17 protein-coding genes are annotated in these 24,854 nt (G+C 63.1%); 10 read left to right on the plus strand and 7 right to left on the minus strand.

Translation table 11 applies throughout. The features are described from left to right. Positions 1-28: 28 nt before the first annotated feature. Entirely contained in the window at positions 29-1,138 is a 1,110-nt protein-coding gene (locus Pan44_RS12495) for a DUF6263 family protein (protein ID WP_145030377.1), read from the minus strand. Positions 1,139-1,311: 173 nt separating this feature from the next. Continuing rightward, entirely contained in the window at positions 1,312-2,871 is a 1,560-nt protein-coding gene (locus Pan44_RS12500) for a serine/threonine protein kinase (RefSeq protein ID WP_145030378.1), read from the minus strand. Positions 2,872-3,217: 346 nt separating this feature from the next. Here Pan44_RS12500 and Pan44_RS12505 point away from each other — a divergent pair, with 346 nt between their 5' ends. After that, positions 3,218-3,751: a type 1 glutamine amidotransferase domain-containing protein gene (locus Pan44_RS12505; RefSeq protein ID WP_145030379.1), complete on the plus strand. Its 534-nt coding sequence runs from the start codon at positions 3,218-3,220 to the stop codon at positions 3,749-3,751. Positions 3,752-3,802: 51 nt separating this feature from the next. On the opposite strand, the gene Pan44_RS27385 is transcribed toward Pan44_RS12505, so the two are convergent. Continuing rightward, entirely contained in the window at positions 3,803-4,663 is an 861-nt protein-coding gene (locus Pan44_RS27385; RefSeq protein ID WP_197454045.1) for an EF-hand domain-containing protein, read from the minus strand. A gap of 282 nt (positions 4,664-4,945) precedes the next feature. Here Pan44_RS27385 and Pan44_RS12515 point away from each other — a divergent pair, with 282 nt between their 5' ends. The 7 genes from Pan44_RS12515 (at position 4,946) to Pan44_RS12545 (ending at position 16,473) form a co-directional block, all read left to right on the plus strand. Further along, complete coding sequence (locus tag Pan44_RS12515) at positions 4,946-8,650, plus strand: secretin N-terminal domain-containing protein (RefSeq protein WP_197454046.1); 3,705 nt, start codon at positions 4,946-4,948, stop codon at positions 8,648-8,650. A 25-nt stretch (positions 8,651-8,675) separates the two neighbouring features. Next, on the plus strand, positions 8,676-8,909 hold the full coding sequence (locus Pan44_RS12520) for a hypothetical protein (protein WP_145030381.1): 234 nt from the start codon (positions 8,676-8,678) through the stop codon (positions 8,907-8,909). A gap of 11 nt (positions 8,910-8,920) precedes the next feature. Beyond that, entirely contained in the window at positions 8,921-9,220 is a 300-nt protein-coding gene (locus Pan44_RS12525; RefSeq protein WP_145030382.1) for a hypothetical protein, read from the plus strand. A gap of 11 nt (positions 9,221-9,231) precedes the next feature. Next, positions 9,232-10,911, plus strand: coding sequence for a GspE/PulE family protein (locus tag Pan44_RS12530; RefSeq protein WP_145030383.1), 1,680 nt, complete (start codon positions 9,232-9,234; stop codon positions 10,909-10,911). 100 nt (positions 10,912-11,011) lie between these two features. Continuing rightward, entirely contained in the window at positions 11,012-11,611 is a 600-nt protein-coding gene (locus Pan44_RS12535) for a LutC/YkgG family protein (protein WP_145030384.1), read from the plus strand. A 209-nt stretch (positions 11,612-11,820) separates the two neighbouring features. Continuing rightward, positions 11,821-13,995, plus strand: coding sequence for an SdrD B-like domain-containing protein (locus tag Pan44_RS12540; protein ID WP_145030385.1), 2,175 nt, complete (start codon positions 11,821-11,823; stop codon positions 13,993-13,995). Positions 13,996-14,361: 366 nt separating this feature from the next. After that, entirely contained in the window at positions 14,362-16,473 is a 2,112-nt protein-coding gene (locus tag Pan44_RS12545; protein ID WP_197454047.1) for an SdrD B-like domain-containing protein, read from the plus strand. A 69-nt stretch (positions 16,474-16,542) separates the two neighbouring features. On the opposite strand, the gene Pan44_RS12550 is transcribed toward Pan44_RS12545, so the two are convergent. The 3 genes from Pan44_RS12550 to Pan44_RS12560 all read right to left on the minus strand — a co-directional run bounded on the left by Pan44_RS12550 (position 16,543) and on the right by Pan44_RS12560 (position 19,556). After that, positions 16,543-17,406, minus strand: a complete 864-nt coding sequence (locus Pan44_RS12550) for a fumarylacetoacetate hydrolase family protein (protein WP_145030387.1) — start codon at positions 17,404-17,406, stop codon at positions 16,543-16,545. A 27-nt stretch (positions 17,407-17,433) separates the two neighbouring features. Beyond that, positions 17,434-18,456, minus strand: coding sequence for an RluA family pseudouridine synthase (locus tag Pan44_RS12555; protein ID WP_231754309.1), 1,023 nt, complete (start codon positions 18,454-18,456; stop codon positions 17,434-17,436). Positions 18,457-18,545: 89 nt separating this feature from the next. Beyond that, positions 18,546-19,556: a tetratricopeptide repeat protein gene (locus tag Pan44_RS12560; protein WP_145030388.1), complete on the minus strand. Its 1,011-nt coding sequence runs from the start codon at positions 19,554-19,556 to the stop codon at positions 18,546-18,548. A 503-nt stretch (positions 19,557-20,059) separates the two neighbouring features. Here Pan44_RS12560 and murJ point away from each other — a divergent pair. After that, on the plus strand, positions 20,060-21,442 hold the full coding sequence (murJ, locus tag Pan44_RS12565; RefSeq protein ID WP_145030389.1) for a murein biosynthesis integral membrane protein MurJ: 1,383 nt from the start codon (positions 20,060-20,062) through the stop codon (positions 21,440-21,442). 101 nt (positions 21,443-21,543) lie between these two features. Here murJ and Pan44_RS12570 read toward each other — a convergent pair whose 3' ends face one another. Then, a complete protein-coding gene (locus tag Pan44_RS12570) occupies positions 21,544-22,578 on the minus strand; it encodes a hypothetical protein (protein WP_145030390.1) in 1,035 nt (344 codons plus the stop codon). A 587-nt stretch (positions 22,579-23,165) separates the two neighbouring features. Here Pan44_RS12570 and Pan44_RS12575 point away from each other — a divergent pair. Further along, on the plus strand, positions 23,166-24,629 hold the full coding sequence (locus tag Pan44_RS12575) for a DUF1501 domain-containing protein (protein ID WP_145030391.1): 1,464 nt from the start codon (positions 23,166-23,168) through the stop codon (positions 24,627-24,629). Positions 24,630-24,854 lie beyond the last annotated feature (225 nt).

Here is a 24,854-nt window from a genome sequence, read left to right on the forward strand (position 1 = left end):
GCCCGTTGAAACGTGATGCCTCAAGGCCTCACTCGCGAGCGCTGATTCGCGTCGCGGCCGCGCCTGCGACGACCGGATACGACTCGATCGTCGTCACGGTTCTCTGCTGCTGGCGGAATTCGACGCTCTGCGCCTGAACCAGCATGTCGACGAGCGTCTCGACGCGTGACGAGCGAGGCAGGCCCGTATCGCGGAATACGGTGCATTCCCCCATCGACTGGCCGCCGGTCACCGTGACGCGGAAATCGTTCGAGATGGGGGACTCGCCGGTGGTCGTGGAGGCGCCGACCTTCCCGGTAATCGAGATGATCGCGGTTTCGTCGTTGAGTTCTTCCAGGCGGTAGGTGTTGCGAATGACCATCGGAATGGGACGCGAGACATTCCGGGTCTTGTCCCAGGAGTCTCCCGTCTTGCGGTAACCGAACGGCAGCAGCGCGATGCTGTTGTCGATGAAGTCGGTGATCCCGTTTTCGCCGTTTCCTTCCGCCTCCAGAAGCGCTTGTTGACGCTTTTCCTCGGGGATGTTTCTCAGGCAGCGGTTGAGAAAGGCCTTGAAATCCTCGGCTTCCACGATCTGGTTCTCCTGATTGAGCCAGAACGCGAAGCCGTCGCGGACCATGTCGTGATACATGCGGACCGCGAACGGAACTTCGGCCGGGGGAGTGCGGGAGTCGTACTCGAGCTTCTCGCCGGCGACTTCGCGGCTGTATTTGACTCGCTCGTATTTCACCCGCAGCTGCGTCCGGTCACTTCGCCGGTCGGCGACTTCGATCATCAGCATGAGTTCGAGGCGCCGGCGGCTGATCTCCGGAGGGCCGTTGAGCGACGCCTGGGCCAGCTCCACGTCGACCACCTTGGTGAGGGGGAAACGGTCGCCCGGATTGAGCTTCAGCTCCAGTCGGCCCGGACGCTCGTGAGCCGGACGGTCATTTTCGGCGGCGGAGTCGTAGGCGACTTCCTCGGCGGCCTCAGAGGAGCGTTTGCGGCTCTTGCGTGCGGGGCGTGCCTCATCCTCTTCCAGCCAGTCCGGAAGTTCGGAGGCGACGTTGTCCCCATCCCCCTGCTCAGGCGCTTTGGAGCAGCCCGTTGCCGGCAGGAGAAGTGAGAGCCCAATGATGAGCAGCAGGGAGATCCGCATCGGTCGATCCATGACCAGAAGCTCGCGGCGGAATGTCGGTCGAAGCAACGGAGCCGCGGTCCATTGCGAGGGAAAAGTAACAGGGGACGCCCCGTTGGTGCTAGAGCGAACTTTCGACCGCAACTGCCGATGTGGCTTCGGATTACAACTCCGCCCCGAGGATGGGGGCGAGGTTATTTCTGGAGGCCGAATTTCTGGGCAATGCCCGCACCGAAATTCAGGTAGAGGTAGACCAGGCCTCCAATCACCGCGGCGATCGCGGCAAGGTAGAGAATTAAGCCGACGAGGCCGAGGGTCCCGTCGCGGAACCGCGCCAGGAGCCGCCACCATTTCTGCCGTTTGTACTGCTTGTCGATCTTTGCGAACTGGGCGGCCAGATCCGAGTTCCTGGCTTTGGTCGCCTGGCGGGTCGCCAGCTTCATCGCTTCTTCAGCGAAGACCGGGATCTGGGCCAGTGGCAGGAACGGGGCCTTGGTGGAGACGGCGGCCTGTGTTTTCCTGTCGAGACGGTCGGCCTTCATGAGCTGGGTAATCTGGGCGGTGGTCATCTTGGTGACCTTGGTCTGCCCTCCGCCGTCGTCGTGTTTGACGAACCAGACTCCGTCGCTCACGGCCTCTCGCGATCTGGCGGCGTCTTCCGCCGACGTGGGCGGGACCGGGCGGGAGGAGGCCGCGGCTGCCGTTTTCATGCCGGTCATCGTCGGCGCTCCGCTGCCGCGCCTGAGGAGCGCCTTTTCTCCCTGGATGAAGCTGAGCGATTCACTCGCCAGGTTCAGAGATTCGAGGTCTTTGATGAACTCGGCCATCGTCTGATAGCGGGCTTTTCTGTCCCTCGCCATCGCCTTGTCGATCATCAGGCTGAGCTTTTCGGAGACCTCCCTGTTGTGCTGCCGGGCCGGTTTGTAGGACCCCCTTTCCTTCGACAGGATGAGCTCAACGACGGACTCACCGGAGAACGGCAGCGCTCCGGTCACAAAGTGGTACAGCGTCACTCCCAGGGCGTAGATGTCGCAGGTGGCATCAATGTGCTTTGCGTTGCGGGCCTGCTCGGGGGGCATGTAATGAGGCGTGCCGAGGCCTGTGCCGCTTTGGGTCATCGAGTGATCTTCGTCGTCAAGCACCTTGGCGAGGCCGAGATCCGAGACTTTGATCACCCCTTTTCGCGTGACGAGGATGTTGTCGGGCTTGACGTCCCGGTGGACCATCTGGAGCGAATGGGCGTGGGCCAGCGCCTCTCCGCAGACGAGCGTGACGAGGACGGCGTCGGGGACGCTGAGCTTGCCGAGCTGGTTGAGCCAGTCCTGCATGGAGCGACCGTCGACCAGTTCCATGGCGACGTAGTGCAGCCCCTTTTCTTCGCCGACGTGATAGCAGTTCACCACGGCGGGATGGTTGATTTTCGCCATCGCGCGGGCCTCGCGCACGAACCGCTCGACAAATGCCGGCTTGCTGGCAATTTCTTTCGAGAGGACTTTCAGCGCGACGGGGCGGTCGAGGCTGACCTGATGGGCGAGGTAGACGACGCCCATCCCTCCCTGGCCGATTTTCTTTTTCACCTCGAAATCGCCCAGGCGCTGGCTTTTCGCCTGGGGCTTGCCGCCGGGACCTTGTCCATCGGCGCGGGGCGACGGCGGGATCTGGGTCTTCCGAGTCGGGTCCGCTGCGGACCCTGAAACCACGGTTTCCGCGAGCGCATCGGCCGACCGTTTCGGCCCGTTGGAGGGAGTGGCCATCGAGAGAACTCCGGTGCAGCAGGTTCAGAAGCAAGGAGGCTCGCGGGCCTTGCGCCTGTCCCGATTGGAACGTCGTCGATTTGCTGGAGAAGTGACCTGGATAATGCCGACTCCGCCCGTCTCCTCCAGCGGAGGAGGGAGTCCCTCCCGCAATCTCAATGAGCGCCATTATGCGCCCGGGCGGGAGCGAGAGCCAATGGGAACGGGTTGCCTGCCTGCGATCGTTCTGGACAATGCGGGTAGCCTCAGGGCGGGTAGCCTCAGGAACTCTCGCCCGGCACGACGAGCGTTCTCCCGATCCGATGGACTCCTGGTTTCAGAACTCTGCTCCTCAAGGACTCAAGAAATGCTCCCGCTTGAAGGCCGCCGTTTCCTGTGCTTCGTCGGTGATATCTACGAAGACCTCGAGCTGTGGTATCCGAAGTACCGGATTGAGGAAGCCGGCGGCCACGTGACACTGGCCGGGCCCGAAGCCGGCGAGAAGTATGAGGGAAAGAACGGGTATCCGTGCGTTTCGGATGCGGCGATTCGCGACATGGAAGAGGGGGACTTCCACGGAGTGATTTGCCCGGGGGGATTCATGCCCGACAAGCTCCGGCGAGACCCGAAGGTGCTGAGCCTGCTTCGCGAATTCCATTCGCGGCAGAAGCTGATTGCCGCCATCTGCCACGGCGGATGGATGCCGATTTCCGCGAAGATCTACCAGGGAGTGCGGGTGACCGGATCGCCGGGAATCAAGGACGATCTGATCAATGCCGGGGCGATCTGGGAGGACGCGCCGGTCGTCGTGGACCGGCACTTCGTTTCGAGCCGCAAGCCGGATGATCTGCCAGCCTTCTGCAGGGGGATTCTGAGCGTCATGGCCCAGTCTCGCGCGTGACCCTGTCTCGCGAGTGACTTTGTCGCCGGGACCTCAAATCTGGCGGCGCGATCAGGTCCGCTTGGCCTTTTGAATGCGGACGTAGTTTGACACGAACTGGTCGACCGGCATCGGCTCGTTGAAATTCAGCCCGGCCTGTTCGAAGAGGGGACGCATCCGGCTGCTTCCGGCCATTTCCTCGGCCGAGACCTTTCCGTCGCGGTTCTTGTCGAGGATCGAGAACAGACTTTTTGCCTGGGCCTCGTCGGCCTTGGACCGATCCTCGTCGGACAACGTCGAGGTGAAGGTCGGGGCGGCAGCAGGCGTGGCGGTGGGAACCGGCGTGCCGGCCACCGGAGCTGGCGAGGGGGCTGAAGTGCCTGACGGGGTTGGCGTCGTCGGCGTCGCGGTGGGGGGCGTGTTCGTGGCGAGTGTGGGAAGGGACGCTGCCCGTTCGAGTTCGCGCGGCGTCAGGAATCCATCGCGGTTGCTGTCGAGCTGGGTAAACTGCGACAAGGGCCGCTTTGCCTTTCGCCATTCGTAGAGGCCGACTTGGCCATCCCGGTCGAAGTCGACGTCGCCATAGGCGGCGGGGAGCTGGAGCGTCACGCGGACCGACTCGACGCGGCTGGTGGACGACTGTGCGGCGGACGGGGTGGCGCCACCCGGACCGTAGCTGGACGAGCTTCCTCGATCCCCGCCATAGCTGTCGCGGCGGTCGCGATCACTCCGGTCGCGGTCCCGGTCTCCGCGGTCGGAATCGCGACCACGATCGAACCCTCGGAAGTCGCCCCCGGGAGGTCCGAACGGTCCACGGTTAAATGAAGGACCGTCCTGGGCACACAGGTGGCCGCTCGAGGCGATCGCGCCCATCAGGAGGGCCCGCAAGGTCCACCTGGCGAATCCATTCCGGGTCACTTCCAGCGTCCTCATAAATTCCGCCAATTCCTACGATCCGCCGTCGAGACAGCGGTGTTCAGTATTCAGTGAACTGCGCAGTTCGCCGAAGGGTACAACCCCGGACGGCGGCGAAGGCGTCGCAAAAAATTGCGATTTTCCCGTCTGGTCCGACATCCCGTTGCTACGAACGGGACGGCATACGTAATTTTGGCCGAATTGATCAAGAAAAACCTGAGATTTCGTCGTAACTGCCGTGTTCCGCCGATGATACAATCGGTCGGTCGAACGTGCTGTCTTACGCGGGAGCTTCTTCAGATGTCCCTCCGCTCAATTTCTGATTTGCTCGGGAATCGCCGATCACGTCCTCTGATCGCTCTGGCCCTCACGACTGCTCTTGCCGGTGGATCCCTGGTCTTCGGCCAGGATGAACGTGATCGGGGTGGCGATCGTGGCGGATTTCGCGGATTCGGCGGCTTCAGCGGGGGGCCCCCGGGGGGCGGATCATTCCGGGGTGGGCGGGGTGACGGGGCTCTCGGTCAGCTGACGAGCGAAAACGCGCGGCTCGAGGTCGGGATCACTCCCGACCAGCAGGCCCAGATCGACAAGCTGAATGAGGATCGTCGTGCGGCCAGCGACCAGATGCGGACGCAGTTCGATTTCCGGAATACGCCCGAAGATCAGCGCGCGGCGATGTTCGAGGAAATGCGGAAGGCGATGGAGAAACAGCAGGCCGATTCGGAGGCCAAGCTGAAAACGATCCTGAAGCCGGAGCAGTTCACGCGCCTGCAACAGATTTCCCTGCACCGCTCGGGACCGAGCGCACTGCTGCGCGACGAACTGGCGGCGGAATTCAAGCTGACTGATGACCAGAAGGCCCAGTTGCAGAAGGCCCAGGAAGAGTCGCGAGACCGGTTCCGGGAAATGTTCGGACGGGGAACCTCCTCGGAGGATCGTGACCGGATCCGGGCGGAGATCGAGGCGAAATACCTGGCCGTCCTGACGCCCGCGCAGCAGCAGCAGTGGCGGGACAAGATCGGCCCCGCGCCGAAGGAACTTGGCGAGGCGTCGAGGGCTCCGGTGCCGTTTCTGGGAGGTCCGGGCGGTACTCCCGTCGGTCCGCCGCGGGCTCCGCGTCCGGAGGCGCCAGTCGTCGGCCCCGTGGCCCTCTCATTCGATCGCTCCTCCTCCGGCGAAACGCCGGTGGAAGAACAGAAGCCATTCTCGTTCCGTTTCAATGGCGCCCCGTGGGACGATGTGCTCGAGCTGTTCGCCAAGAAGGCGGGATTGACGCTCGACATCCACGATACGCCGCCGGGGACCTTCACGTACTTCGACAACAAGCAGTATACGCCGACGGAGGCGCTCGATGTCATCAACCGCCACCTGCAGGATCGTGGCTTCATCCTCATCCGGCGGGACAATTCGCTGGTCAGCTACAACTTCGAAGCGACGCCGATTTCTCCGAATCTCATTCCCAATGTGACTGTTGACGAACTGCAAGACCGCGGCGAACACGAACTCCTGTCGCTGGTGCTGCCGATCCAGGTCGGGAATGTCGAGCAGGTGGCCAAGGATCTCGAACTGCTGAAGGGGCCGCAGGGCAGCGTCAAAGCGATCACCTCGACGAACACCATCGTCGTCACCGACCTGGGCACCAATCTTCGTCGTATCGCCAACATGGTGAAGGACATCACGCCGCCCAGCGACAATGGCCTGATCTTCAAGTCGTATCGGCTGCAGTACATCGCTGCGGAGGACGCCGAGCAGGTCATCAGCAATCAACTGGGTGTCGCGCAGGCGGTGCCGAACGTGAGTTCCAGCAGTAGCGACCGACGCGGCGGATTCGGATTCCCGCCGTTCGGTGGATTCGACCGGGGCCGCGATGATCGCGGTTCCTCCAGCTCCTCGCAGCAGAGGACGACGACGGCCACCCCGACGCCGAGCGCGAAGGTTCAGGCCGATACGCGGCTGAACAATCTGTTCGTCACCGCGACTCCCGCGCAGCACAAGGTGGTTGAGTTAGTGCTGCTGGAGCTCGATGTCGACGATGGAACAGGCCGGAAGGCGGTTCCCAGCGGCAGCAACAAGAAGTACCTGGACGTTTATCACCTGAAGTCGGCCGACGTCCGCGACGTCGCCCGTTCGCTTGAGGCGATCATGGGGACTGGCATCGTCGTCAATGAAGACGGCGACACCGACATGATCCACATCATGGCGACGGCCAAACAGCATGAGCAGGTTCGTCAGCACATCAGCCTGATGGATGGCCTGGGCGGGCAGCAGGAAGTGGCAGTCATCCCGCTGGCGAAGATGGATCCCACCTCTGCGATGCAGAGTCTGCGGGCCGTTTTTACGAGGGACGGTTCGAGCGCGCCGACGATCGAGCCTGATACCTACGGCCGGCAGCTGATCGTGCGGGCCACGCCCGAGCAGATGATCCAGATTCGAAAGGTGCTCGAAGGGCTGGGAGAAGACGGCACGGGCCGGCGTCCCAGCCAGTCGGGAACGCTGCGATCGTTCAACCTGCAGGGGCGCGACGTCGACTCGATCATGCAGATGACGCAGCAGATGTGGGGGCCGACGGGGCGTTCGCGGATTCGCATTGTGACTCCGCAGAGCCGCGGCGCGGTGAACGGGATTCGCGTCCCGAGCCAGCGTCAGGAACCTGAGCCGACATCGTCCGAGCGGGAAGAGCCCTCGGCAGTGCCGACGCGGCGGAGCACGACGCCCGGCGGGCGCGCCTCGTATGAAGGCCGTCCCGGAAGCAACGTGGCCCGGATGATGGCTGACATGGCTGCCCGTGAAAGCCAGTCGCTGACCTCCGCCCCGGCCGCTCCTGACGACGCGAGCGCCCCTGAGCAGGGCGGAGAACAGGCGAAGTCGCCTGAAGCGGCCGCCCCATCGGAGGAATCGCCGATCACGATCACGCAGATCGGCGACCAGCTGATCCTGCAGTCGAAGGATGAGGCCGCGTTGAATCGCCTCGAAGACATTCTGCAGCAGTCTCTGGAATACGTTCCGCCCAACGACAAGCCGACGATCTTCATCCTGCAGTCGGCCGATCCTGTCGAGACGGCGAATATGCTCGTGGCGATGTTTCCGGAACTGTCCCTGAACTCAGCGGGAACCACTTCCAGCAGCGGTGCGATGAGCTCGGTGTTCAGCGGCGTGCAGAGTTTCGGGTCCGACCTGTGGAGCGCTTCGGGCATGTCGTCCATGGGGAGCGGTCGGTTCCAGGTGATTCCAAATTCCCGGCTGAACGCCCTGTTCGTTTATGGACCGCCGCACAAGGTGGCGGAAGTCGAGGAGATGATCGAAGTGCTCGATGCGACCGACTGGCCAGAGAGCGGCCGCAGCCGGCGCCCACGGATGATCGAGCTGGAGCATGCTGACGTGAACGAGGTCTACACGATCGTGAAAGACGTTTACGCCGACTACCTCGAGTCGGAGTCGTCGCGACAGAATCAGAACCCTCTCGCGGCATTGGCCGGCGGCGGACGCGGCGGCAACAACCGCGAAGCGACCCCGCCGCGCATGACGCTCGGGATCGAACGGAACAGCAGCAAGCTGATTGTTTCGGCGAGCGATGAGCTGTTTAACCAGGTGCTGGCCCTGGTCGAAAGCCTCGATAGCGCGGCTCTCGACGCACAGCGCACGGTGCGGGTGGTTCAGATCAAGAACGCCGATGCGACGACCCTGCAGAACACGCTTCAGCAGATCGTTCCCAAGGTCACCCCGGCCAACACGTCCCGCTCGAACTCGGGCGCTCCAAGTGGAGGGGGCGATCGTGGAGGTGACCGCGGTTCGAGTAACGGGTCGAACGGTTCGTCGGGTAGTAGCGATGATGCCCGCCGTCAGCAGATGATGCAGATGTTCGGCGGCGGGAGCGGTTCGCCGTTCAGCAGTCGTGGCGGATTCTCTCCCTTCGGAGGTTCTCCGTTCGGTGGTTCATCGAGCCGCGGGGGCTTCTCGCCCTTCGGTGGCCGTTCGTTCGGCGGCGACCGTGGTCGAGGGCGTTAGAATCTCAAAGAGGTCTGACCACAACATGCCAGCAATTCAAACAGGAATCGACTTCTCCCGATTTGGCGGCGCAGATTCGTCGGTGTGCAAGGTTTCCGGAGAGGAGCGCTGGCAGCAGATTCTCGGGCTGATGCAGTTCGCGGCGAACGTCATGGAGAAGTCTCCTGAGGCCGAACGGATTCGCGCCTACAAAGAGGTTCAGGAACTGGAGTGGCAGCGGATCCAGAAACGGCTCTTTTCTCATGTCCCGCCGTTCTGAGATTCGGACCCGTGCGTATCGACTGGCTCAAGCCTGTGTTGCCGATCTACAAACACGTGGTCGATGGAGCTGAATCACTCCAAGCCTTTGGAAGACCTCTCTCGGTGGCTTCCGTGGAAGGCCTGATCTTGTGCAAGCTACTGGCCGACCGGCCACAGGATCGTGCTGACATTGCCGCACTTGTGCATACTCACAAAGGCGAAATCAATCTCGAATTCGTGGAACAGGAATGGGCGACGGTTGCTGAGTCCGACGCTCCCCAGTTGCTCGCGCTGCGAGCCATGATCAAAAAAACCGATACCGCAGGCTGAAGTCAACCACAATGGATATTCCCTCTCTGCTCTTCGATCGTGGCCTGGCGACCCAGGAGCAGATCTCCGCCGCGCGTCTCGAAGGGGCCGGCAAACGCATTGACCAGGTACTCGTCGCCCAGGGTGTCGTGGGTGAAGAGGCAGTCCTGCGAGCGTTCGCCGAAGAACTGCATATGCGGTTTGTCCCGCTGAAGGACGCCAAGCCTGATCCGGCCGCCGTGGCGCTCTTTCCGGCGACAGCCGTATTCCGGCATGGAGTGCTGCCGCTGGAGCGCGTGAACGGCCACGTGACCGTCGCCACCAGCGACCCGTTTGATTTTGAAGCGCTCGATGAGCTTGGCTCACTGGCCAATGTCCGCCTCGATCCCGTGCTTTCCTGCCGGGACGAGATCATGGAACTCATCAAGCAGAGCCTGGGGGTCGGCGGCGACACGATCACCCAGCTCGTCGCGCAGCAGGCGGAAGAGGGGATTGAATTTCTCGATGAGATTCCGGCGGAACTCGGAGAGCTCGCTGAGTCGGCGCAAGCGCCCTCGGTCATCCGACTGGTGAACGAGCTGCTTGTCGAAGCGCTCGACCAGCGGGCGAGCGATATTCATATCGAGCCGGCCGAAAAGGGTCTGACCGTCCGCTATCGCGTGGACGGCCTGCTGCGGGTGCAGCCGGTCCCTCCAGAGATCAACCAGTTTTCCTCGGCCATCGTGACGCGTCTGAAGATCATGGCGCGGCTGAACATTGCGGAGAAACGGCTGCCGCAGGACGGACGCATCAATCTCCGCGTCCAAGGACGCGAGATCGATGTGCGTATGTCGATCATCCCAATGATTTTCGGCGAAGGCGTGGTGCTGCGTCTGCTCGACAAGCAGAGGATGGTGTTCAACCTGACCAGCGTCGGGATGGGGCCGGAAAACGCCGCGAAGTTCCACAAGCTGATCGAGCTGCCCCACGGGATCATCCTCTGCACGGGCCCGACCGGCTCCGGAAAAACGACGACGCTCTACAGCGCGCTGAATGAGATCAATACGCCCGACACGAAGATCATCACCGTGGAAGATCCGGTCGAGTATCACATGGCCGGGATCAGCCAGATCCAGGTGCATGCGAAGATCGGCCTGACGTTTGCGGCCGGGCTGCGCTCGATTCTGCGTCATGATCCGGACGTGGTGCTGATCGGAGAAATTCGCGACGGGGAAACGGCGACGAGTGCCATCCAGGCATCGCTGACAGGCCACCTCGTGTTCAGCACGCTCCATACGAACGATGCTCCCAGCTCGTTTACGCGACTGGTCGACATGGGGGTCGAGCCCTATCTCGTGGCCAGCACGGTTGAAGGGATCCTCGCCCAGCGTCTGATCCGCCTGCTGTGCAAACACTGCAAGAAGGAAACGGGAGTCGACAACGACTATCTGCCGGCAGATTTTCCGGTGAAGCTCGAGCGGATGTATGTTCCGATCGGCTGCCGGCATTGTCGCGAGTCGGGCTACTCAGGTCGTTCCGGTGTGCACGAGCTGCTCGTCAGCGATCCCGAGATTCGTCGCCTGTGCGCGGAGCGGGCCAGCGCTGGAATCATCCGGGAATATGCCCTGACGGCGGGAATGATTACGCTGCGGCAGTCCGGCTACCAGAAAGTGATCGAAGGCAAGACGACGCTGGACGAAGTGGTCCGCCTCACTCGCGGAGATGTGGCCTGAGAAAGGGCGCCTGGCGTCCGCAGGTCTCGACGCCGCGCCGCGTGTGGTCCGTGTCGGGTTTGCCGGAGTTCAAGTGTCTCGGGAGTTTCGAGTTTCTGGAATGGCTGATTCGCGCAATGAAGTGCTGTCCCGGATTCGGTCCCGCCAGTGGGACGGGCTGGCTGCTCCGGACTTGAACCAGGCCTGGACGCGGTACGACGATCCGCAGCACCAGTTCGCCGAGACGCTCAAGATGGTGGGAGGACGCTGCGTCGTCGTGAACTCCGTCGAAGAGGCCTGCGCCGATCTCCGGCATTTCGAGCCATTCGCGGCGGCGAAGAAAACGGTCAGCTGCGTTCCGGGAGTGGGGTGTTCCAACTTCGACCTCGCGTCCGTCACGGACCCGCACCTGCTCGAGGATGTCGACTTCGCAATCCTGCCGGGGGAACTGGCCGTCGCGGAGAATGCGGCTGTCTGGGTGACGGACCAGAACGTCCCCCATCGCGTCCTCTATTTTCTCCCACAGCATCTGGCGCTCGTGGTTCCCGTTGCGCGGCTGATGCACAACATGCATGAGGCACTCGCGGAAGTCGAGCCGGGCCGGCGCGCGTTCGGATGCTTCCTCGCGGGCCCGTCCAAGACGGCCGACATCGAGCAGTCGCTGGTGATCGGAGCCCATGGCGCCCGGTCGCTGACGGTGTACCTCGTCGACCCGGCCTGACAGCGGCCTCGAACCGGAGTCCTGCCTCGCGCGTTCGAAGACACCGAATTGGCTGATTTCGGAAGCAGGGTGGGATTGCGAAGACTTTTTCGCATGTACCGGTCGCAGGTTCTCTATCGCCATCAGTTTCTACCTGACTCTCCCAGCGTGCGACGTAAGGTCCAATCAGTCAGCGCACGGGCCGACGATACGTGTGTGGGGGAGTTTGCATGACTGCTGCGTTCGTTCAGATCCGAAAAATGCTCCGTCAGGCCCTCGGCCGCCGCTGCGCCCCCCGCCGGCGCCTTCCGGGAGGTGCTAGCCAGATCCAGTCCCTCGAGAGCCGTCAGCTCCTGAGCGCGAAGCGGTCTTATGATCAGCTTCGCGAGGCCGGACATGCGACGGACCACGCAGTCGATCATCGACTGCACGTCGACGGCCTGCCGCTTTCGACCGCCGCCGCGCCCGGAGCATCGTCGCCCCAGGGCATCGCGCCCTTCGCTCTCTCTCAAACGTTTCAGCTCTCGAGTCGTCCGTCGGCGACCAGGACGATCTATCTCGACTTCAACGGGCACACCACCAGCGGCACCTGGTGGAACACGAACTTCAACGACGGCGCCGCATTCACGACTCCGGCCTTCAGCGTGGACGGAACCCCCTCGTTCAGCGACGCGGAGCTCGAGCGAATTCAGTTGATCTGGGAGCGTGTGGCGGAAGACTTCGCCCCGTTCGACGTCAACGTGACGACCCAGGATCCGGGCACGGCGGCGATCGTGAAGAGCGGGGCCGGCGATTCCGCCTGGGGCGTGCGGGTTGTCGTCGGCGGCAGCTACGGCGACTGGTTCGGGGAGTCGTCCGGCGGAGTTGCATACCTCAACACCTTCGGATCGTCGATCGACATGGGGGTGTTCGTCTTCTCGAACAACCTTTCGAACGGGGAGAAGAACGTCGCGGAAGCGATCAGTCACGAAGTCGGGCATTCCCTCGGCCTGTCCCACGACGGACAGGGGAGCACCGGCTACTACGCTGGCCACGGCAGCGGCTCGACTGGCTGGGCCCCGATTATGGGGGTGGGCTACTACCGTGAATTGAGCCAGTGGAGCAAGGGGGAGTATTCCCGTTCCACCACGCGGCAGGACGACCTGACGATTATTTCTTCGGCGACCAACGGCTTCGGCTACCGCGTCGACGACTACGGAAACAACCGTGCCGTTGCTTCGCCGCTGGCGTCAACGACGTCCGGCGGATCGAAGGTGGTCAATGCTGCGGGTGTGATCGAACGCAACACCGACCAGGACTGGTTCAGCTTTACGACGACAGGGGGCGTCGTCAGTCTCGACTTCGCCGGCGCTGCCCGCGGCTCGAATCTCGACATCGCGGCATCGCTCTATAACGCCAACGGCCAGCTCATCGTGACGTCCAATCCGGTCGACCAGACGACCGCGAGCATCTCGAGGAACCTTGCGGCCGGGACTTACTATGTGATGGTCGACGGGGTCGGCGTCCGCGGAGTCAACGACGGCTACAGTGACTATGGCAGCCTGGGCCAATACTTCATCACCGGAACAATTCCGGACAACGGCGCGGGTGGCGGAGGAGATGACTCGGGCGGCGACAGTGGGACGCCTGCCGGGACTTCGTCGATCACCGGCCGGGTCTGGCATGACGCCGACGGGGACGGCCGCGTGGACGTTGGGGACGCCGGTCTCCCGGGCGTGATCGTCTATCTCGATGCCAATAACAACGGCCTGTTCGAGTCCGGTTCTGAGCAGTTCGTCGTGACCGGAATTGACGGGCGATACACGTTCGGCGGTCTTGCGGCCGGGACGTACCGGATCCGCCAGGTTCCCGGAGCCGGCTACGCCCAGGTCTACCCCAGGTCGAACGCCGCGCGTTCAGTGAGTCTTGGCACCGGGCGGAGCGTGTCCAATATCGACTTCCGCAGCCTGCAGCCGCCGGCGATCGGGAATCTCGGTGCAACGGTTGCTTATGCGGCCCGGTCGGTCGCCGTTCCGATTGCTTCGACCGGCACGGTGACGGACGGCGATACCGTGGTGTTCACCGGGTTCAAGCTCACGGCTCAGATCACCTCTGGCGGAAACTCGGCTGACCGCCTGACGGTCCAGAACCAGGGACGCGGGGCAGGGCAGGTCGGGTTGTCGGGCAGCGCTCTCTATTACTCCGGCGTCCGCGTCGGAACCGTTTCCGGTGGAAGTGGGACCGGAGTGCTGACGATCACCTTCAATAATAGCGCCACCTCGACAGCGGTGCAGGTCGTTCTCCGGAGCATCAGCTACCGGTCGACGGCTACCAGCCCTCTGCCGGGGCTGAAGACGGTTCGCTTTCTGATGACGGAACCGAATCGGACCGCGAGTGTGCCGGCGACGAAGCAGATCCAGATCTGACGGGCCCAGCGACGCTACCTGCATCCCGACAATCCGCAGAATAGACCCATTCGCATACGCAGGGAGGGAGACCGCCGTCGTTCCCGGGTTTTTCCCTGTTTGGGCAGCGTTGGCGATGTCTGCGAGTTCGATACCTTTCTCAGTGAGGACCCCGGTGTACCCCGGCGTTGACCCCTCACTTTTCGGGTCGTTAGGGTATTGCAAGCGGGAAACAGGCTGCTCGATCCAGAGAGCGGCCTGAACGGGTCAAGGCGGATGGCCGGGGCGGCCTTCTGTGTGCTGCGGTCTTCTGCGTGTTGCGTGCTGATGTCTTTTGACGGGTTGCCGTCCCTCTGTGACGGGCCATTTTGCTTCGGAGACTGGGTGATGAGCGGCTCAACTCGACACTCGCTGGTGCGTCGGATTCTGCGGATGGCGGGATGCACATTCCCTGCCCGCGCCCGTTCGCGGGCGGCCAATTCGCCCATTGAGACTCTCGAGAACCGTCAGCTGCTGTCCGCAACGGCGCCGCGCAAGGTAGCGACCGCACCGGCTGCCCCCGCCTCGGCGACAACCCCGGTCGGCTCCCAGTCCGTGCCTGTCGCTCTCGCTCCCCTTGGCGAGACGTTCAACCTCAGCAGCCGTCCCACGGCGACCAAGACGATCTATCTTGATTTCAACGGGCATACGACGTCCGGCACTCCGTGGAACACGGTGTACACAGGCGGCGCGTCGTTCGCCACACCGGCATTCTCGCTCGATGCCGACACGGCCAATTTCTCGGCCGCGGAGCTGATTCAGATTCAGCGGATGTGGCAGAGAGTCGTCGAAGATTTCGCGCCGTTCGACGTCAACGTCACGACGGCCGATCCCGGTGTTGCCAACCTGATCAATTCCGGCGCTGGTGACACCCGCTGGGGAACGCGAGTTGTCATCGGCGGCGACCACAACCAGTGGCTGAATCAGTTCAATGGAGGGATCGCCTTCCTGGACTCATTCGGGTCTTCGACTGACATTCCCTGCTTCGTCTTCTCGATCACGCAGGGGAACAACGAGCAGGTCATCGCGGAGACCATCAGCCACGAAGTGGGCCATACTCTGGGGCTCAACCACGACACCACGTTCAGCGACCCGCTTGGGTACTTCGCTGGGCAAGGCACAAGCCCGATGAGCTGGGGGCCCATCATGGGTTCTGCCTATGGCCTTGATGTCACCCAGTGGAGCAAGGGGGAGTACAGCAACGCGAACAACTTCGAGGACGATCTGTCGATCATCACAACCCGGAACGGGTTTGGCTATCGCGTCGACGACCACGGAAACACCCGTTTCACCGCGAGCCAGCTCACGGGGAAGAAGGTGGGAGCGACGCGGACAGTCGCAGCTGCTGGTGTGATCGAACGGAATACGGACACGGACTGGTTCAGCTTCTACACCACCGGCGGCGCGGTGAACCTGGCGTTCACCGGTGATTCCATCGCGGCGAACCTCGATATTTCGGTCACGCTCTATAGCCCCGATGGTCTCGAGATCATGACCATTAATCCCGCCTTGTCGCTGAATGCAACGCTTTCGGTGGTGCTGCCCGCGGGCCGCTACGAAGTGAAGATCGACGGAGTCGGATTCGGAAATCCGGCCGTCGACGGATACAGCGACTACGGCAGCCTTGGTCAGTACTTCATCAACGGAACCATTCCCGATACGAGCTCGGGAACGCCCACGGGCGGTACGAGCGTGATTTCGGGACGGGTCGTTTCCGATGCGAATAACGACGGCATCATCAACGGGACGGACGCTGGGATCCGCGGAGTGATGGTGTACATCGATCTGGATGGAAACGGAGTCTTCAATGCGTCGGTCGACAAGTCGGCCCTGACTGATGCCAGCGGCAACTTCAAGTTCACCGGTCTGCGTGGCGGAACGTATTCCGTCTACCAGATCGTGCCTTCGGGATGGTCGCAGACGTCTCCCGTCACTTCGGGGCAGGACGTCTTCGTGGCGGACGCCACCTCGACCGCGAACGTGTTCATCCGGAATGTCCGGCCGCCTGTGCTGAGCGGATTCGGGGCGACCGTCAATTATTCCTCGACGGCGGCCCAGCCGATCCTGCTGACGACGAGCGGCACGGTGAACGACGTGGACTCCCCGGCGTTTAACGGCGGTAAGCTGACCATCGGCCTGGCGGCCAACGGCAATGCGGCCGATGTCCTTGGCGTTCGTAACCAGGGGAACGCGGCCGGACAGATTGGCGTCTTTGGAAATGTTGTGCGCTATGGCGGCAAGGTCATCGGCACGATGACCGGCGGGACCGCCGGGTCGAGCCTGGTGATCACGTTCAATTCCAGCGCGTCGCAGGTGGCCGTGCGGGCCCTGATCAAGAACCTGACGTTCAAGACCGCCGCATCCAACCCGTCGAAGGCGACCCGGACGATTTCCTTCCAGATGACCGATGGCTTCGGAGGATCGAGCACCCGGATCACCAAGCAGGTCAAAGTGATCTGATCCAATGGAATTCAAAGGCCCGCGGGTATGACCCGCGGGCCCTTTTTCGTCTGGAGGTCCGTCTGTCGGTCAGTCTTTGACGACCGGATTCACGAGCGTTCCGATGCCGGCGATCTCGATCGCGACGCTGTCTCCATTCTCGAGAGTGAAGTCGTCTGGCGGGATGATGCCTGTTCCCGTCAGCAGGAAAGCCCCGGTCGGGAACTCGTTTTCTTTGCCGAGCCATTCGGCAAGTTCGGGGAGCTTACGATTGAGCTGCGCGAGCGAGGTCTCGCCGCGAAACACTTCACGGTCACCGCGGGCGATCTTGACGTTGATCGTCGTCGCCGCGAGGTCGAGCGGTTGCGTTGCCAGCAAGACAACCGGGCCCAGCCCGCAGCACTGCCGATAGACCTTGGCCTGCGGCAGGTAGAGCGGGTTCTCGCCTTCGATGTCGCGGGCGGACATGTCGTTGCCGATCGTGTAGCCCACGATCTGCATGGCGGGATTCAGGACCAGCGTGAACTCCGGCTCGGGCACCGACCAGTTGCTGTCCTTGCGAACCCGGACCGGTTCACCGGGCCCCGAGACGCGGCTGGCCGTTCCCTTGAAGAACAGCTCGGGGCGAGCCGCGGAGTAGACCTTGTCGTAGTGGGAGGCTCCGGATTCCGACTCCTCCATCCGTGCGATCTGGCTGCGCTTGTAGGTCACGCCGGCCGCCCAGACTTCCTGGCGGTCGATCGGCGCGAGGAATGTCACCTGGTCGAGGGGGAGAGGTTCGGAGGACGTCTCAACCAGGAATTTGCAGAGTCCTGCCGGGTCCTTGGAGTGGAGAACATCCGCCAGCGTCCGGACATTCTCCAGCTGATTGAAATCGAGCAGCACGACGGAGTCGCCCTGAACCATCGCGCCTCTGCGGGAACCGTCCGCCAGCTTGACCTTCGCCAGTTTCATGCCGCCCTCGTGTGAAGAACTCCAGGATCAATCTGCGGAAATCGTTGAGATTCCCCGGTGCCGCCGCAAGGCCGCGAGCGTGAATTCCATGTCCTCGGGGAGCGGGGCTTCAAAGGTCATCATTTTTTCCGTCACGGGATGACGGATCGTCAGCCGGAAGGCATGCAGCGCCTGCCGCGAGATCAGCGGCATCGCCAACGCGCTGCCTTCGTCCGTCACTTCGCCGAGCAGGAATTTCTCCGCTCCGCCGTACAGCCGGTCTGCGAGGATCGGATGCTTGATGTGTTTCATGTGCACCCGGAGCTGATGCGTGCGGCCTGTTTTCGGCAGGAGCTGCATCAGCGTGAAGCCGTGGAACCGTTCGATCACGTTGAACGTGGTGACAGCCTCGCGGGCTTTTTCCTCGGGCTCGCAGACGATCATCTTCTCGCGGGCCTTCGGGTGCACTTTCATCCACGTCGTGATGAGCCCCGTCTCCTGCTTCACCTCGCCGCGAACGATCGCCCGATACTCCTTCTGGACTTCACGACGCTCGAACTGCCGGCTGAGCCGGTGATGAATCTGGTTGTCCTTGGCGACGATGATGACGCCGGTCGTATCGCGATCGAGCCGGTGCACGATGCCGGGCCGAAGCGAGCCCGCCATGTCACTGAGCTGGTCGAAGTGGTGCTGCAGAGCCGCGGCCAGCGTGCCCCGGTAGGTGGCCTTGCCGGGATGCGTGACCATATCGGCCGGCTTGTTGAGGACGGCCAGGTACTCATCCTCATACAGGATGGTGAGCGGCAGGTCTTCGGGCGCCAGGTGGCTGTCCGGCTGTTTCGGGAGCTGGACGTTCAGGCGGTCGTTGATCCTGAGGCGGCGTGAGGGTTTGACAGCGAGGCCGTTGACGAGCACGGAGCCGTCGGTGATGGCTTTCTGAAAGAGGGCGCGGCTGAAGTTCGGGTAGAGCCGCGAGAGGTAGTGGTCGAGGCGCCAGCCGTGCGCACGGGCCTCGACGGTCAGTTCGATGGGACCGGCGTCGAGGTCAGGCGGCGTGTTCAGTTCTTCCACGAGATCATCAATCAGGAACACCCCGTCCACCAGATGCGGTCGACGGGGTGCAGAGGGACTTGAGAGCGATCGGCAGGGCCGATTCGCGGTTACTTGGGGGGCTCGACCGGATTGGTCGGCAACGCCGGAAGGCCGGGATCGGCCGGCTTGGCCGCTTCGGGAGCGGGCGTGGCGGGCGGCTCGGGCATCGGAGCCGTCGGCGCGGGGGCTTCCGGCATCGGCATTGGAGGTGTGGCCTTCGGCGCTTCGGGCATCGGCATGGGCGTCGCAGCCGGCGTCGATTCCGTGGCGGGCGCGGGCGGGGTTGCCGGAGGCGCCGCGGGGGGCGCCTTTCCGTCAGTCGGGGGAACAGCCGGGAGCGCGGGGGCGGCGTTATCGGCCTTCGGGGCTGCGGTCGTGTCGGCCTTGAGGTCGAGTTCCGGCAGGGCAGGGACGCTCAGGCTGCTGTCCGTAGCCGGCTTGCCGTCGTTGGGCAGAGGCCGCTCGGCAGGCTTGGGATTCTGCTTTCGGAACCAGGCGTAGAACTCGCCGGCCTGGGGATTCTTGAGCTCTTCGACGCGATGGGCCGCGTAGTCGCGGAACGTCGACTGCGGGAATTCCTTGATCAACAACTCATACGCCTTGATCGCTTCGGCGACATCGCCGCCCGAGGTTGCTTCGAGGGTAAGGCCCATGCCCTTGAGAGCTTCTTCACGAAGTTCCGGGGTGGTACGGGCCTTCAGGAGTTCGTCGTAGAGATCTTTGGCCTGTTTGAGGCTTTCGTCGCTCGACTTGCGATCGGTGAGGGCTGTTTCAATGCCGGTGGAGTAAGCCTGCCGGGCGGCCTGGAGGCGGGCCCAGTTGGCGGCGGCCGTGCCTGGGTTCTCTTCGGCGACCTGGAGAAGTGCGTCGACCGAGCGGGCGGATGCGATCTGGCTCCAGCCGGCTTCCGAGGTGGCGGAACTGGACCGGAACCACAGGATCAGCGCGACGGCCACAATCGTGGCGACCACTGCGCCGCCGAGGATGTGGTTGCTGTAGGGCTCGATCCTGTCGAGCCAGCGGTTGATTCCGACCTGCAGGTCATTCTGGGCCAGCTGATGGCGTTCTTCGCTCTTCATGGCGTGTGCCGTCGACGTCCAATCGCACGAGAAGCGGCGTCTACTGAAACCGCTGTAGGAGACCGCGGGGCAGGAACAGGCCGTCGCGGGGAATCGCGAAGTATAGAAGCGACTTTTTTGGAGGGTCAAGCAGCATTTGAAGTTAGGGAGAACATCGGGTTCGGAGGTGCGGGTCGAGCGAGCAAGAAGGACGGTGCCACGCTGCGATACGTCCTTCTTCCCCTCTCTCCCCTGGGAACTTGGGACAGGGTGTCGCCGGGCACCGGTCAGGGGCGGTTGGACGGACGGGCGAGCGAGAGATTGCGTTTTCCGGGCTGATGATGTGTGTGTTCATAGATCCTCCAACAGGACGGGGGTGGTTGCGCGCGGGAGGGGCGGTGGGGCGGTACTCGGTGGGCGAGGGGGCAATTTCTTTGTCTTGACCTGTTTTGGGGCTTCGGTGGACAGTTCCGGCGAGTTTTCCTGTCCTTGTGTCCTGATCATCAGCCGGGAGCGATTGAGTCATGGCGCTCGCGGTGCGCGATCGACTGGCCCGACTTCTTCAATCCAGGACGCTGCGGACGCTTGTCGTCGTGGGCGTTCTCGGGGTTGTCTGCAAAGGGGCGGCGCTGGGGCGCGAGCTGGTTGTCGCGGCCCACTTCGGAGCCAGCGATGCGCTCGATGCGTTCCTGGTTGCGGTGATCCTGCCGACGATCCTCAACAATGTCGTCGGGAACGTGCTGGCAATTTCGCTGCTCCCACAACTTCTGCGGGTCCGTCATGACGAGGGCCCCGCGGCCGAAGTGGCCGCCCAGCAGCGGGCTGTGTTCTGGTCGATCGTGCTGCTGACGTGCGCGGGCGTGGGATTCGCGTTGTCGGGACCGATGGTGCTTCCGTTGCTTTCCCCCGGGTTTTCCGCATCGTCGCGGGCGCTGGTCGTCAAGCTGTTGTGGCTGTCGACGCCATTCGGAGTGATTTCGGGGACGACCCGGATCTATGCCGTCCTGGCGGAATCGGAAGGACGATTTGCCGCCACGTCGATCAGTCCGCTCCTGACCGCGATCGTGTCGGTGCTGCTCCTGGTGGGCTGCGGAGCGTCGCCGGAAGTGCTGGTGGCCGGGCTGACGCTGGGGGGCTGCGCGGAACTCGCATTGAATGTCGCCGCCGTGAACCGAACGCGGTATGGCGTGATTCCCCGGCCGGGCCGCCCCGGTCGATTTGAGTCGACGCTCGTTGCGGTGGCGTGGCCGCTGTCGCTGGGGGCGTTCCTGCAGGGACTGACGGTGACGGTCGACCAATCGATGGCCTCGCTGGCGGGACCGGGGGCGGTTTCCGAACTGTCGTACGGCCTCAGGTTCATCGCGGTGGCGATCGGCCTGATCGGCATGCCGCTGCTGCAGTATGCGTTTCCGCAGTTCGCGAAACTGGCGGCCGCCCGTCAGTTCGGTGAATTGCGGGTTCAGTTCCGGAAATACACGCTGCTGGCGCTCGCTGTCAGCGTGCCGCCAATGATCGTGCTGTCAGGGGCTTCGCATTGGGTCGTCGAGACGACGTTTCAGCGAGGTCGATTCTCGGCCGAGACGGCCGATCGCGTCGCGCTGATCCAGTCGCTTTCGGCACTTCAGCTGCCGTTCGTGATCGTGGCGATGCTTGGGCTGCGGGCGGTGTTCGCGCTGAAGCTGAGACACGTGATGCTGTGCCAGGGCGGGGCGATGGTGCTGGCGAACCTGTGGCTCGACTGGGTGCTGCTCAAGTGGCTGGGTGTTCCGGGGATCGCGCTGGCGACTTCGATCCTCCAGCTTGGCAGTTGCCTGTTCATGCTGGTGGTCGTCGAAGGGGCGATCCGGCGTGGAATCCGGGAGGAGCAGGGAATGGTAGGAACTGCGGAAACGAGACGGGCCGCCTGAGGCGGGGGCCATCCCGACGGGAGTGCGAATCAGCAAAGCCCCCTGCAGGACGAGCGTCCTGCAGGGGGCTTTTGCGTTTTCTGTTGTCGACTCGAAGTGGTTTACCACTCCAGCTTGTCTGCAGCCTGGCTGGCGAACTGCTGGGTCTGCTGGCCGTTGGGGATGTAGAAGACCTGCGGGTCGTCGATGATCCACGGGGTCGACCACGTCTGGCCGTTATCTGACGAGCAGACGTTGAAGAACACCGTGTTGAACATCGTGCCGCGGATGTTGTAGGGGAGCGTGGAGGTGATGAAGTCCTTCTCGGTCAGGTTGCCGACCCCCTGGCGGGCGTAGTAGTGGCAGCGGCCGTCAGGAGTGACCGACATGCCGAAAGTCCACCAGCCGGACTTGGTGATCGTCGGTCCGGTGATCTCGTGACCCATTTCGTTGGCGCGGATCAGGATGATCGCACAGTCCTTCTTGATGGTGTTCTTGGGGTCGTTCTTCGGAACGTAGGAGAGGAAGAATCCGGGGTAGTAGGGCTCCATCTCGGTGACGCGTTCCTTCCGTTTTTCGGCCTTCTTGCCGAACAGGAATCCGCGGACCGACTTCACTTCCTTCTCTTTCTCCATCGGTCCCTGCAGTCCGGCGCGGATGCCGAAGCTGACACCGTTCCGCTGTTCCCATTCGCTCCACTCGGGGAGATAGACGCGAACGGTGTAGCTGGGGGAGTACTGGATGGAGACGGGCTTGGCCGAGAGGATGAAGTCGTCCTGGGCCTGCTTATATCCGGGGGCGTTGGGGATGCCGGTATCTCGGGAGCGGAGATAGAGGGCGCCCTTGCTTCCGGGGAGACCGCCGGGGGGGGTGGGGACGCGTTTGACGACGTCGGGAGCGCCTCGCTTGGGGCTCTCGATCCACATGCGGTTATTGGATTGTCCGAGCGGATACCGGATCTGCTCGTCTTCTTCCTTGCTGCTCTTGGGGAACTGGTAGTTGTAGCTCCAGTTCTCATCTTCGATGTCGTCAGTGTTGACGAGCTTGCCCGTTCCCGGGGGGAACTGGGCGTATCCCATGTTGATCGGGCCAACGATCAACACCACGTGGGCCACGCCGGTTGCTACGGCACAGCGCAGGAAAGAAGGGCTGAGCATGTTGGTCACCATCCCTGGCAAATCGAATACGAGCGCGTCCGTGCGCCGCACCGCCCTGCCGAGTCACGAACTCAAAGCACAGAAAGCAGCGGTGGTACAGTCCCTTTCATCGGATGGCGCGGCAGAGAAGTCGCACACAGTCCGCTCCGTCAGAATCACACCTGCCAGAGGCGGTCTCAGCGAAGCGATTTGGCAAAGTCTGCCGTCTGGAGGGGCGGACTCGACCCGCAAAACCTGCGGGAGCCTTACGGAGCGATGTGCGACAGGGATGCCGCCGCGGACGGAGATGCGCCTTGAGCGAGGGCCAGGGCCGTTACTTGCCGGCGTTTTTCGAGCTGGCCTGGCCGCGGACGGCCGTTGCGTGGGCCTGCTGCTTTTTCCTGAGGTGCGGCAAGGTTGAAGCGGGTTTTCGGACTCCCTGACCTTTTCCACCCATCGTGTTCTTCTTGTGTTCTTCCGGGAAATGGCTTGGGGAGAGGCAATTGCCTGCCCGCCCCGTGTGATTTGGCCGATTGACCGAATATCATACAGGGGCAGGAGACTTTGCGCGACGGGATGTCGACGATTCCAGCTGCGGAGCATCGAAGATGACGTTCGGCCGGCCGTTCTTTGAAGACCCCGTTGCCACCCGCCGGGACGCCCTGATTCGAGGGGGCGGAGGGTTCGGCGCGCTCGTCCTTTCGGCCATGCTCCGCGACAACCCGCTGCTGGCGGCGGCGCCGTCGATCGACCTGAAGGCGCTCCACCAGCCGCCGACGTTCAAGGGGCATTTTCCGGCGACCGCCAAACGGGTGATCTTCCTGTTCATGGAAGGGGGCCCGAGCCAGATGGACAGCTTCGACCCCAAGCCGAAGCTGAATCAACTCGCGGGCCAGCAGATTCCATCAGGTTACAAGCGCGTCATCACGGCGATGGGCGAAATGGATTCGCCGCTGCTCGGTTCGAAGCGGACGTGGAAGCAGTACGGCGAATCGGGAACGTGGGTTTCCGACTGGCTGCCGCACACGGCCCAGTGCGTCGACGATATCGCGGTGATCCGTTCGTGCTGGACGAACGCGATCAACCATTCGGGGGGCGTGTGCCAGATGAACACCGGCACGCCGCTCGCGGGCCGGCCTTCGCTGGGCTCGTGGGTGAGCTACGGGCTGGGGACGGAGAACGAGAACCTGCCGGGGTTTGTGGTCCTCACGGATTCCGCGACCTCGGTGATCAACGGTCCCCGGAACTGGGGGGCCGGCTTCATGCCGGCGGCCTACCAGGGGACGAAGCTGGAGCCGGGCGAAGAACCGATCCGCTGGCTGAACAGCCCGAAGGGGGTCGAAGACGAACGGCAACTCGCGAAGCTGAGGCTGCTGGAACAGATGAACCGCGACCACGCGATCGAGCGTCCGTTCCAGACGGAGCTGGATGCGCGGATCAAGGCGTACGAACTGGCGTTCCGGATGCAGGCCCACGCGCCGGAGACCGTGGCGATTGAAGAGGAGACTCCGGAGACCCAGGCGCTTTACGGCCTCGACAACAAGACGACTGAGGCGTTCGGCCGCAACTGCCTTCTGGCGCGAAGGCTTGTAGAACGGGGCGTTCGCTTCGTCCAGCTTTACCATGGCTCGGGCAGCAAGTGGGACGCGCACTCGGGCATTGAGAAGAACCATACGGCGCGATTCGCCGAGAGCGACAAGCCGGTTGCGGGCCTGCTGACAGACCTGAAGCGTCGCGGGCTGCTGGATGAGACGCTGGTGATCTGGGGAGGTGAGTTCGGGCGAACTCCGATGTCGGAGAAGGGGGACGGCCGCGATCACAATCCGACCGGCTTCACGATGTGGATGGCGGGGGGGGGCGTGAAGGGGGGCCAGGTGATTGGCACGACGGACGATCTGGGCTTCCACGCCATCGAGGATCGGCTGCATGTGCACGACCTGCATGCGACGGTGCTGTACCTGCTGGGGCTGGACCACATGCGGCTGATCTACAAGTACAACGGGCGGCCGGAGAGGCCGACGCTGAATGAGGGCGAGGCGTATACGAAGATCACGGGGCGGAGCCTGGCTTAGGTTTCGTCACAGGCTGGACGCGTGTGCGATTGGGCAAGGGCGACCGAGGAGGGCGCTTGTGTGGGTGGTCGCGCACACCTCGGTCCTTTTGCTTGCATGATTCGCTCAGTCGGTCGGACATCCGCTGTTACGCTGTATTTTTGTTCGCGCGGCGGAAGATGTGGTGCTGTCAGTCGTTCGCGACTGGTGACCGCTGGAAATCTGATGTGGGGAGCAAGGAGGGGG

Origin of the sequence: Caulifigura coniformis (assembly GCF_007745175.1) — a bacterium.
Taxonomy (GTDB): Bacteria; Planctomycetota; Planctomycetia; order Planctomycetales; family Planctomycetaceae; genus Caulifigura; species Caulifigura coniformis.

Bases quoted from the DNA above. Each gene is read 5' to 3' on its own strand.
- Pan44_RS12535 (WP_145030384.1), top strand. From the start codon at position 11,012: ATGGCTGATTCGCGCAATGAAGTGCTGTCCCGGATTCGGTCCCGCCAG.
- Pan44_RS12530 (WP_145030383.1), top strand. From the start codon at position 9,232: ATGGATATTCCCTCTCTGCTCTTCGATCGTGGCCTGGCGACCCAGGAG.
- Pan44_RS12500 (WP_145030378.1), bottom strand. From the start codon at position 2,871: ATGGCCACTCCCTCCAACGGGCCGAAACGGTCGGCCGATGCGCTCGCG.
- Pan44_RS12575 (WP_145030391.1), top strand. From the start codon at position 23,166: ATGACGTTCGGCCGGCCGTTCTTTGAAGACCCCGTTGCCACCCGCCGG.
- Pan44_RS12560 (WP_145030388.1), bottom strand. From the start codon at position 19,556: ATGAAGAGCGAAGAACGCCATCAGCTGGCCCAGAATGACCTGCAGGTC.
- Pan44_RS12545 (WP_197454047.1), top strand. From the start codon at position 14,362: ATGAGCGGCTCAACTCGACACTCGCTGGTGCGTCGGATTCTGCGGATG.
- Pan44_RS27385 (WP_197454045.1), bottom strand. From the start codon at position 4,663: ATGAGGACGCTGGAAGTGACCCGGAATGGATTCGCCAGGTGGACCTTG.
- Pan44_RS12550 (WP_145030387.1), bottom strand. From the start codon at position 17,406: ATGAAACTGGCGAAGGTCAAGCTGGCGGACGGTTCCCGCAGAGGCGCG.
- Pan44_RS12540 (WP_145030385.1), top strand. From the start codon at position 11,821: ATGACTGCTGCGTTCGTTCAGATCCGAAAAATGCTCCGTCAGGCCCTC.
- Pan44_RS12495 (WP_145030377.1), bottom strand. From the start codon at position 1,138: ATGCGGATCTCCCTGCTGCTCATCATTGGGCTCTCACTTCTCCTGCCG.
- Pan44_RS12520 (WP_145030381.1), top strand. From the start codon at position 8,676: ATGCCAGCAATTCAAACAGGAATCGACTTCTCCCGATTTGGCGGCGCA.
- Pan44_RS12515 (WP_197454046.1), top strand. From the start codon at position 4,946: ATGTCCCTCCGCTCAATTTCTGATTTGCTCGGGAATCGCCGATCACGT.
- Pan44_RS12570 (WP_145030390.1), bottom strand. From the start codon at position 22,578: ATGCTCAGCCCTTCTTTCCTGCGCTGTGCCGTAGCAACCGGCGTGGCC.
- Pan44_RS12505 (WP_145030379.1), top strand. From the start codon at position 3,218: ATGCTCCCGCTTGAAGGCCGCCGTTTCCTGTGCTTCGTCGGTGATATC.
- murJ (WP_145030389.1), top strand. From the start codon at position 20,060: ATGGCGCTCGCGGTGCGCGATCGACTGGCCCGACTTCTTCAATCCAGG.